We start from the raw sequence: 10,000 nt of genomic DNA on the forward strand, positions 1-10,000 counted from the left end.
TCACCTCACGTCGACTGCCGCCAGGCCACGCCTTGACGGCCGCAAGCACGGCGTCATGCTCGCGGAAATCGGGCGTGTTTTAATGGTTGCTACGGCAGCGGAGTTCGCTCAGACGAGCTTCGGCTCTTCCAACGCGATCGCATCGCCGACGCCGATGTCGCCACCTTCGATCACCTCGGCATAGATGCCGCAGTCCATGTGGCCGAGGTTGCGCGAGAGTGTCGGCGGTATCTCGAGATCGCGCTTGGCCGTCAGCGGGTCGACATTGGTGGCCGGGCAGCGGACGATGCGCTTGACCACTTTCAGGCGCGCCGCGCCGATCGCCAGCGTCTGGCCGACGAGATCGAGCTCCGACCAGGCCGGCCAACCCTTCACATAGAGATTGGCGCGGAAACGCAGGGGATTCACGACGGTGCCGCCCAGCATGGTCTCGATGGCGCGGACGCTGCCGAGATTGATGATGGAGACCACCTTGCGAGCGACGTCGGAGAAGCTGTGGTCGCGGCCTGACAGGACCTTTGGCGACCCCTTCAGCTCCGGCTGAAAATTCTCCGCGAAGTAGCGCTCGATGGCGGCGCGCCCGGCCGCGGTCTCGAGATCGCCGCTGGCGACGGTCTGGCCGTCCCTGCGGATGGTCAAGACATTGGTGGCGTCGTCGAACCGGCTGTCGAGCTCGGCAAGCCGCTCATTGCGCGCGAGCATCAGAAACTGGATTTTCGGCTTCCACTCGGGTCGCTCGGGATCAAAGCCGCTCGGGCCGTTCTCGATGGCGTAGCGGCGGTCGGCGGGCAGGGTCTGGCCTGTCCGCAAGCGGGCGCGGTGCAGGAGCTCCGGTGTCAGGCCCTTGATCGGGTAGCGGTAAAGGCCGGTGATCTCGGCGGTCTGGCTAGCTGTCATGCCGCTACTTAAGGGATTCGAGCCGGCCCCGCCAAGCCGACGGGCCAGCGCACGAAATTGTGAACTGGCCTCTTTCGCATCTGCAACCTGCTTCCCACATCTGCCTCAGGCCGGCGGCAAGGTCGGCAAAACACGACCGTTACCGGTTGAGAAACGTCAATGCGGTAATCGGAAACCCAATGAAGATGCCGTTTGGAGTGCCTTAGAGGGCTCCAGGGGCAGGCCGAGGGACAGAAAAGATGAATATCGACAAATACACCGAACGCTCCAGGGGCTTCGTCCAGTCAGCGCAGTCGCTCGCGGTGCGCGAGGGACACCAGCAGTTTTCCACCCTGCACGTGCTCAAGGTCCTCCTGGACGACAATGAGGGGCTGGCTGCCGGTCTGATCGACCGCGCCGGCGGCAATTCCCGTGCAATTCTGAAGGCGACCGAGGATGCCCTCGGCAAGGTGCCGAAGGTCAGTGGCGGTGGCGCCGGCCAGATCTATCTGGCGCCCGAGCTCGCCCGTACTTTTGATGCCGCCGAAAAGGCCGGCGAGAAGGCCGGCGACAGCTTCGTCACCGTCGAGCGGCTGCTGCTCGGCCTGACGCTGGAGAAGACCAGCGAGGCCGGCACCATCCTCGCCAAAGGCGGCGTCACCCCGCAAAACCTCAATGCGGCGATCGAGGCCCTGCGCAAGGGCCGCACCGCCGACTCGGCCACCGCCGAGAACGCGTACGACGCGCTGAAGAAATATGCCCGCGACCTGACCCAGGCCGCGCGCGACGGCAAGCTCGATCCGGTCATCGGCCGCGACGAGGAGATCCGTCGCACCATCCAGGTGCTCTCGCGTCGGACCAAGAACAATCCCGTCCTGATCGGCGAGCCCGGCGTCGGCAAGACCGCCATCGCCGAGGGCCTCGCGCTGCGCATCGTCAACGGCGACGTGCCGGAGAGCCTGAAGGACAAGAAGCTGCTGTCGCTCGACCTCGGCGCGCTGATCGCCGGTGCGAAATACCGCGGTGAGTTCGAGGAGCGGCTGAAGTCCGTGCTCCAGGAAGTGACCGCGAGCGAGGGAAATTTCGTCCTGTTCATCGACGAGATGCACACCCTGATCGGCGCCGGCAAGGGCGACGGCGCGATGGACGCCTCCAACCTGCTCAAGCCCGCGCTCGCCCGCGGCGAGCTGCACTGCATCGGCGCGACCACGCTCGACGAATACCAGAAGCATGTCGAAAAGGACGCCGCGCTGGCGCGGCGCTTCCAGCCGATCTTCGTCAGCGAGCCCTCGGTCGAGGACACCATCTCGATCCTGCGCGGCCTCAAGGACAAGTACGAGCAGCACCATGGCGTGCGGATCACCGATTCCGCGCTTGTCGCGGCGACGACGCTATCCAACCGTTACATCACCGACCGCTTCCTGCCCGACAAGGCGATCGACCTGATGGACGAGGCCGCGGCCCGGCTGAAGATGCAGGTCGATTCCAAGCCGGAGGAGCTGGATTCGCTCGACCGCGAGATCATCCGGCTCAAGATCGAGCAGGAAGCTCTGAAGAAGGAAAGCGACCCCGGCTCCAAATCCCGTCTCGAGGCGCTCCAAAAGGAGCTGGCCGAGCTCGAGGAGAAGTCCGCGGCGCTGACGGCACGCTGGAGCGCGGAGAAGAACAAGCTCTCCAACGCCCAGAAGCTGAAATCGGAGCTGGACGCCCTGCGCGTCGATCTCGCCGACGCCCAGCGTCGCGGCGAATTCCAGAAGGCCGGCGAGCTGGCCTATGGCCGGATCCCGCAGCTCGAGAAGCAGCTTGCGGATATCGAGGCGCGCGAAGGCTCCGGCGAGATGATGGAGGAGGCGGTCACCGCCAACCACATCGCCCAGGTGGTCTCGCGCTGGACCGGCGTGCCCGTCGACAAGATGCTGGAGGGCGAGAAGGAAAAGCTCCTGAAGATGGAGGAGCAGCTCGGCACCCGCGTCGTCGGCCAGGCCGAGGCCGTGCGTGCGGTCGCAACTGCCGTGCGCCGCTCGCGCGCGGGCCTGCAGGACCCGAACCGCCCCACGGGCTCGTTCATGTTCTTAGGGCCCACCGGCGTCGGCAAGACCGAGCTGACCAAGGCGCTCGCGGAGTATCTGTTCAACGACGAGACCGCGATGGTCCGCCTCGACATGTCCGAATACATGGAGAAGCACTCGGTCTCGCGGCTGATCGGCGCGCCTCCGGGCTATGTCGGCTATGACGAGGGCGGCGCGCTCACCGAAGCGGTGCGGCGCCGGCCCTACCAGGTGGTGCTGTTCGACGAGATCGAGAAGGCGCATCCCGACGTCTTCAACGTCCTGTTGCAGGTGCTCGACGACGGCCGCCTGACCGACGGCCAGGGCCGCACCGTCGACTTCCGCAACACGCTGATCATCATGACCTCGAACCTCGGTTCGGAATTCCTGGTGAATCAGCCGGAGGGCGAGGACACCTCGGCCGTGCGCGAGCAGGTGATGGGAATGGTGCGCGGGCATTTCCGCCCCGAATTCCTCAACCGCGTTGACGAGATCATCCTGTTCCACCGCTTGCAGCGGAGCGAGATGGGCCGGATCGTCGAGATCCAGTTCGCGCGGCTGCAGAAGCTGCTGACCGATCGCAAGATCGTGCTGACGCTCGACGCCGCTGGCCGCGACTGGCTCGCCGCCAAGGGCTGGGACCCCGCCTACGGCGCAAGGCCGCTCAAGCGCGTGATCCAGCGTCACGTCCAGGACCCGCTCGCCGAGATGATCCTGGCCGGCGACGTCAGGGACGGCGACAGTGTCGCGATCTCCTCCGAAGGCAACGTGCTGACCTTCAACGGCAAGGCACCGCAGACCGCCGAGATCACCCAGTTCGAGGCGCCAGTGGCGAAGCGGAAGCTGAACTGAACGCGGGCGATCAAAGCCTGAAACGACAAGCCGCCCCGGAGAGGTCAGCCTCTCCGGGGCGTTTTGTTTTGGGGGGCGCTGGCAAAAGCGTGGTCCGAAAAGGTGCGCAGCATCTCGCTTTAGCTAACGCGGTGGGGATCAGACGCTATTTCTTCACCACCTTGTAGATGGCGTTCTCGATGTCGGACGAGAAATAGATCACGCTTGAAGCTCCGATGCCGACGCCCGTCGGAATGTTGGTCGGCAATCCGCCGGGAGCGCCCGCGAGGCCGATCGGGAGATTGGCGGCGATCTCGGTGATCTTGCCGCTTTCCGGCGCGATCTCGATCAGCCGTTTGGCGCCGACTTCCGCCACGATGAGCTTGCCGTCGTTCCCGCGCGCGATGCCTTCGGGCATTTTCAGCTCCTTGGCGACCACGGTCTTTTCGCCGTTGCTGTCGATCCGGGACACGGTGCCTGCAAAGGCTTCGGTGACGTAGACTTCGTCGGACTTGCCTCGGACGAGCCCGACCGGGCCCTCGAGGTCGCCGATCAGCGTGGTGCGATCCTTGCCGTGCTCGCCGCTCACCTTGACCAGCGACTTGGTGCCGAGTTCGGCTACCAAAATGCTGCCGTCGGCGAGCATGATCGCATCGTGCGGCGCCTTGAAGCCGTGCAGCATGTCGCGCGTCGCGCCGGTCTTGGCGTCGATCACCTGCACCGTGCCGGTGAACCAGCTCGACAGCACCACATCGTTGCCCTTCGCCGTCGCGCTCATCGGATATTCCAGCGTGGTGCCTGCGGCGTGCATGCGCGCCTTTTCGGTGACCTCGCCGGTTGCGCCGTCCACCGTGCGATAGGCGAACACGTCGGCAAGGTGGATCGTATCCTTGCCGTTCTCCGAGGTGACGCCGATGCCACCGGGCAAAGCGAGCTTGCCGATGATGATCTGCTTGGCCTGGCCGGTCGCGGGATCGACCTCCTGGATGCCGTTGTCGGCCATGTTGGAGACGTAGATGCGGTCCTTGTCGTCGATCGCGAGATTGTCCAGCGACGGCTTCAGTTGCGCGACCAGGGTCTTGGCGCCCGACTTGGGATCGACCCGGACGAGCTGGCCGAGCGCGGTGTCGACCACGAAGAGATTGCCCTTGGAATCGAAGTTCACCGCGGCCGGGACCTTGAAGCCGTCGGCGACGACGGTCAGCTCGGCCTTGTCGACATCGACTTTCGCGACCTGGCCCTTGAACCAGAGCGGACCGTAGAGCTTGTCGTCGGGACCGAACTCGAAGCCGTTGAGGCCGCCCATCTTCTCCATGATCTGGCGCGGCGGCTTCACGCCCTCGACGTCGATCTCATAGAGCGTGTCGCCGAGGAAAACGGTGGTGGCATAGAGCCTGCCGTCCTTGCGGAAGGCGAGCGAGTTGATGCCGGGAAGGCCGCTCGCGAGCTTCTTGATCGGGCCGTCGCCCTTGCGCGCATAGAGATCGCCGGCGAGAAATCCGGTCCAGGCCATGGTGCCGTCGGGCGCAAACGCGATGTCGTCGGCCATTCCGATCGGCGAGGGGATTGCAACCTTGGCGGTACCGCCTGATACGTCCACCTCGTAGAGAGCGGCGCCGGCGACGCTGCCGGCGAACAGATGGCCGGCCTTGTCGATGCCGAGCCCATGCACGCCATGGAATGCCGAGCCCTGGACCAGCTTGGTGACCTCCCAGGTCTCGGCCGATACGCTCGTGGTGGCGAAAAGGGCAGCGACGACCGCTGCGCAGGCGAGCCTGTTCTTCATGGCGAGACCTCCCGTTTTTTGGAAAGTATTCGCCCCTGGTGCCGCTTTGGCAAACGAAACTTGACGTTGAGAAGCCGCCAAGCGGGGCCTCGCGCGAGAACGTCGAATTCGGATCGTGTTCTGGAGATGTCCGGCCGATGTCGGCCGGTTGCAATTAGCGGTTGCTGACCTGCAACGGGCCGCCGGTCGCGTCCGACATGCGGGCGATGGCGCCGCCGCGGCCGCTCATCATGCCGTCGAGCCGGTCGCGCTCCTTCTCGAAGCCTGCGAGCATCGGGCCCTCGAGCGAACGGCCGCGCGGCAGCTTTACGCGCATCGGATCGACGAAGCGGCCGTTGACCAGGATCTCGTAGTGGACGTGCGGGCCGGTCGACAGGCCGGATGAGCCGACGAAGCCGATCACCTGGCCCTGCCGTACCTTCTTGCCGATCTCCATGCCTTTGGCAAAGGCGGACATGTGACCGTAGGCCGTCTCGTAGCCGTTGTTGTGCTTGATGCGGATATATTTGCCGTAGCCGCCTTCGGGGCCGGCCTTCTCGATCACGCCGTTACCGGAGGCGAAAATCGGCGTGCCGTAGGCCGTGGCCCAGTCGACGCCGGTGTGCATCTTCACATAGCCCAGGATCGGGTGGCGGCGACCGCCGAAGCCGGAGCGCATGATGGCGTTGTTGACGGGCTTCCTGACCAGGAATTTCTTCGCGCTCTTGCCGGTCTCGTCATAGTAGTCGACGACGCCGTCGTCGGGGCTCTGGTAGCGGTAGTATTTCTTGGTCTCGCCGCCGACCGTGAGGGAGGCGAACAGCACGTCGTTCTTCTCCGTCGACGTCACGCCCTCGTCCTCGCCGGCGTAGAACACGTCGAAGGAATCGCCCGGCTGCACCTTGCGCTGGAAATCGACGTCGTAGGAGTAGATCTTGATCATGTCGTCGATGACGGGCATCGGCACTTTGTTGCGCATCGCGGTCTCGTAGATGCTCTGGTAGAGCCGCACGCCGGAGCCGTCGTCATCATCGTCGTCATCGCTGCTGGCGCTGGCCGCGGCATCGGCGACGGTGTTCATGCTGGAGACGTCGACCGCGACGTATTTGCCGAGATCGGACAGCGCAGCGATCGCCTCGACCATGGTCTCGTTGGCGACGACGACGCGGTAGGGCTGGAGGCGGGCACCGGGGCTCGCCGGCGCCATCAGGATGCGGAGCTTCTCGCCGTCCTTGAGGCCGCCGTCGCGGCCGCGGGGGCCGAGCGTTGCGGTGATCGCCTTGATCTCGTCGGCGTTCGCGCCGAGATCGCGCAGCACCGAGGCGACGCTGTCGCCCTTCTTGACCAGATGGACGCGTTCGCCGTTGGGATTGCCGCCGGTGATCTGCTCCTTGGTCTTGGGCAGCAGCGTGACGTTTTCCGGCACCACGCGCGTCTCGAAGCCGGCATAGGGATCGGACGGCGAGGCTTCCGCGGCGTAGGCGCTTCTGATGTCGGACGGGCCGGTCGCACCGGAGACGTCGGCTGCGGCATTGGCGAGCGAGGCGTAGCGCACCCCGCCATTGCCGCGCCAGTTGGCGGCATCGCGCACCCGCATCAGGATGTCGTCGAGCGCCACCACCGCGGAAATCTTGGCTTTCGGCAGCACCGGCGACAGGTCCTTGGTGACAAAGGACACTTCGGCGTCGGGCTCGACCGCTTCGGGATTGTTGGGATCGTCGGATGCGGTCTTCGGATCGGAGCCGACATCGGTGAGCAGGCGTTGGGCGTTGAACGGCGGGATCTTCGCCGACAGGTCGCTCGTCGTCATCGACAGATTGCCGGCGATCCGGACGAAGGGGCGCACCCGCATCACGTCGCGGTTGCCGACGCGGGCCACCGTGGAGACGCGCATGATGTTGCGGGACGCCGTGGATTCGCTCGGCGGCGGCAGGCGGTCGCTCTTGTGCAGCGTGGCGGCGCGATCGGCGGCGCCGAATGCACCGCGCAGCGCGCCCTCGACCCGCTCCGGCACCTTGGCGAAGGTCATCTCGCCGTCGAGCGATGCGAAAACGGCGCCGCCAATCAGGGCTGCGCCGCAGAGTCCGGTCAAGATTGTCCCGCTGAACCATTGCACCGAGACGCGGCGGCGGTCGATTACGGCGGCTTCAGAACCATCGACGGACAGCGGCGGCTCGTGGCCGAGATCGATGATCCCGGTCTCACGCCCGTAAGCGCCGCGTGATGTCCTGTGGTTCAACGCAAGTCCCCCAATCAACGACCCAAGATGCCCGCTTTCGAACCCTTGTCCTGGTCGCCCTCTTGATGGGGGATCGCCGGAAAAGGCAAGCCGCGCAGGCGTCCGTGCTCAGAAGGCCCCGCGATGGGGCCGGCCGAAATTACGAACAGCTGGACGGGTGAAGCTCTCTCGATGTCTCTCGAATGTCGGAGGAAGGCCGCGTCATCTGCAAGATCGCCTTCCTCTGACCCCATGAAAACCGCCGGCAGCCCCCACTGGCATCCCTGCGATTCAAGCTTGTCTCTTATCAGAACGCCGCGGGATTGTGGCTCAAGTACGGCGCCTGTCATCGAAAAAGTTTCCTGAACGGCCGGAGGGCGGGGGCCTCCCGAGAGGGTGCCGCCAGCTGCGTCCCACCGCGAAGGTACGGTAAGCCGCCCCTCAAGCTCTCGCCAAGTCGCCGACCCGCGCTCCAATCCAATCGCCAAGCCGTTTCCCAGGTGGCTTGCCAGGTCGCTTGCCAGGTCGCTTCCCGGTCCCCTCCCACGACCCCTCCCAGGTCGGCTCCGGAGCCCCCTGGGGCCCAAACTTTTTTCAAGTTTTTTCACCACCCCGATCGGATCGACGCATCCGCGGTCCTTGTAACCATCTGGAAACGCGTTGTTTTTAGCGACAATCCACCGTGCGACGATTTGTTGACAATGGGCGTTGACAATCCCGAGTGCGGGGGCCTATAACCCGACCACTGAGCGCGGCGCCGCCGGGTCACTGACCAAGGCGAGCGAACGCGCCACTGATGCTCCTCACCTTGTTGAGTGACACAACAGTCGACGTAAGTCGATTGGAGTTCATCCATCGTCGGTAAGGGTGTCGGAACCCTTCCTCTCAGGAAGGTTGAGACCTTCACGGTCTCGGGCTGTTTGACAAGTGAAGATGAAGAAAGAGAAACGTGGACGGCGGAGTCCTTGCGGGTCTCGCTCCTGAAAAGCTTCGGCTTTTCTGGTCGGGACCGGACGAAAGACTTCGGCGGTACACGTTTCAAAGGAAACACCATCGTTGCCAGCGATGTGAATCGCAGGCAGCACATCGACTTCGGTCGATAATGGTGGGACCTCGTCAAACGTTGTGATCAGCCGGTTCAAAGTTCAAGTCCAACTTGAGAGTTTGATCCTGGCTCAGAGCGAACGCTGGCGGCAGGCTTAACACATGCAAGTCGAGCGGGCGTAGCAATACGTCAGCGGCAGACGGGTGAGTAACGCGTGGGAACATACCTTTTGGTTCGGAACAACACAGGGAAACTTGTGCTAATACCGGATAAGCCCTTACGGGGAAAGATTTATCGCCGAAAGATTGGCCCGCGTCTGATTAGCTAGTTGGTGAGGTAATGGCTCACCAAGGCGACGATCAGTAGCTGGTCTGAGAGGATGATCAGCCACATTGGGACTGAGACACGGCCCAAACTCCTACGGGAGGCAGCAGTGGGGAATATTGGACAATGGGGGCAACCCTGATCCAGCCATGCCGCGTGAGTGATGAAGGCCCTAGGGTTGTAAAGCTCTTTTGTGCGGGAAGATAATGACGGTACCGCAAGAATAAGCCCCGGCTAACTTCGTGCCAGCAGCCGCGGTAATACGAAGGGGGCTAGCGTTGCTCGGAATCACTGGGCGTAAAGGGTGCGTAGGCGGGTCTTTAAGTCAGGGGTGAAATCCTGGAGCTCAACTCCAGAACTGCCTTTGATACTGAAGATCTTGAGTTCGGGAGAGGTGAGTGGAACTGCGAGTGTAGAGGTGAAATTCGTAGATATTCGCAAGAACACCAGTGGCGAAGGCGGCTCACTGGCCCGATACTGACGCTGAGGCACGAAAGCGTGGGGAGCAAACAGGATTAGATACCCTGGTAGTCCACGCCGTAAACGATGAATGCCAGCCGTTAGTGGGTTTACTCACTAGTGGCGCAGCTAACGCTTTAAGCATTCCGCCTGGGGAGTACGGTCGCAAGATTAAAACTCAAAGGAATTGACGGGGGCCCGCACAAGCGGTGGAGCATGTGGTTTAATTCGACGCAACGCGCAGAACCTTACCAGCCCTTGACATGTCCAGGACCGGTCGCAGAGATGTGACCTTCTCTTCGGAGCCTGGAACACAGGTGCTGCATGGCTGTCGTCAGCTCGTGTCGTGAGATGTTGGGTTAAGTCCCGCAACGAGCGCAACCCCCGTCCTTAGTTGCTACCATTTAGTTGAGCACTCTAAGGAGACTGCCGGT

Annotated in this window: 4 protein-coding genes and 1 rRNA gene (1 of these 5 cut by a window edge); 2 read left to right on the forward strand and 3 right to left on the reverse strand. The window is 63.6% G+C overall.

Annotated features, from left to right (window positions below; genetic code table 11):
- Positions 1–108: 108 nt before the first annotated feature.
- Positions 109–897 (reverse strand): MOSC domain-containing protein, encoded by a 789-nt coding sequence (locus tag XI03_RS07305; protein WP_271591726.1) that lies wholly within the window; start codon positions 895–897, stop codon positions 109–111.
- Between the two features lie 239 nt (positions 898–1,136).
- Here XI03_RS07305 and clpB point away from each other — a divergent pair, with 239 nt between their 5' ends.
- Positions 1,137–3,776 carry an ATP-dependent chaperone ClpB gene (gene clpB, locus XI03_RS07310; protein ID WP_271591727.1) on the forward strand — a complete coding sequence of 880 codons (2,640 nt, stop codon included), beginning with the start codon at positions 1,137–1,139 and terminating at the stop codon, positions 3,774–3,776.
- A 145-nt stretch (positions 3,777–3,921) separates the two neighbouring features.
- On the opposite strand, the gene XI03_RS07315 is transcribed toward clpB, so the two are convergent.
- The gene (locus tag XI03_RS07315; RefSeq protein WP_271591728.1) at positions 3,922–5,541 is read right to left on the reverse strand and encodes a hypothetical protein; all 1,620 of its coding nucleotides are present in this window, start codon (positions 5,539–5,541) and stop codon (positions 3,922–3,924) included.
- Positions 5,542–5,695: 154 nt separating this feature from the next.
- Positions 5,696–7,759, reverse strand: coding sequence for a M23 family metallopeptidase (locus XI03_RS07320; protein ID WP_038948503.1), 2,064 nt, complete (start codon positions 7,757–7,759; stop codon positions 5,696–5,698).
- 1,131 nt (positions 7,760–8,890) lie between these two features.
- On the opposite strand from XI03_RS07320, the gene XI03_RS07325 reads away from it, so the two are divergent.
- Positions 8,891–10,000: ribosomal RNA gene (locus XI03_RS07325) — 16S ribosomal RNA — on the forward strand (it continues 379 nt past the right edge of the window).

Origin of the sequence: Bradyrhizobium sp. CCBAU 65884 (assembly GCF_028128835.1) — a bacterium.
Lineage (GTDB): Bacteria > Pseudomonadota > Alphaproteobacteria > Rhizobiales > Xanthobacteraceae > Bradyrhizobium > Bradyrhizobium ottawaense.

What these genes read in the sequence shown, in the direction of transcription:
- XI03_RS07315 (WP_271591728.1), bottom strand. Translation starts at nt 5,541, where the DNA reads ATGAAGAACAGGCTCGCCTGCGCAGCGGTCGTCGCTGCCCTTTTCGCC.
- XI03_RS07305 (WP_271591726.1), bottom strand. Translation starts at nt 897, where the DNA reads ATGACAGCTAGCCAGACCGCCGAGATCACCGGCCTTTACCGCTACCCG.
- clpB (WP_271591727.1), top strand. Translation starts at nt 1,137, where the DNA reads ATGAATATCGACAAATACACCGAACGCTCCAGGGGCTTCGTCCAGTCA.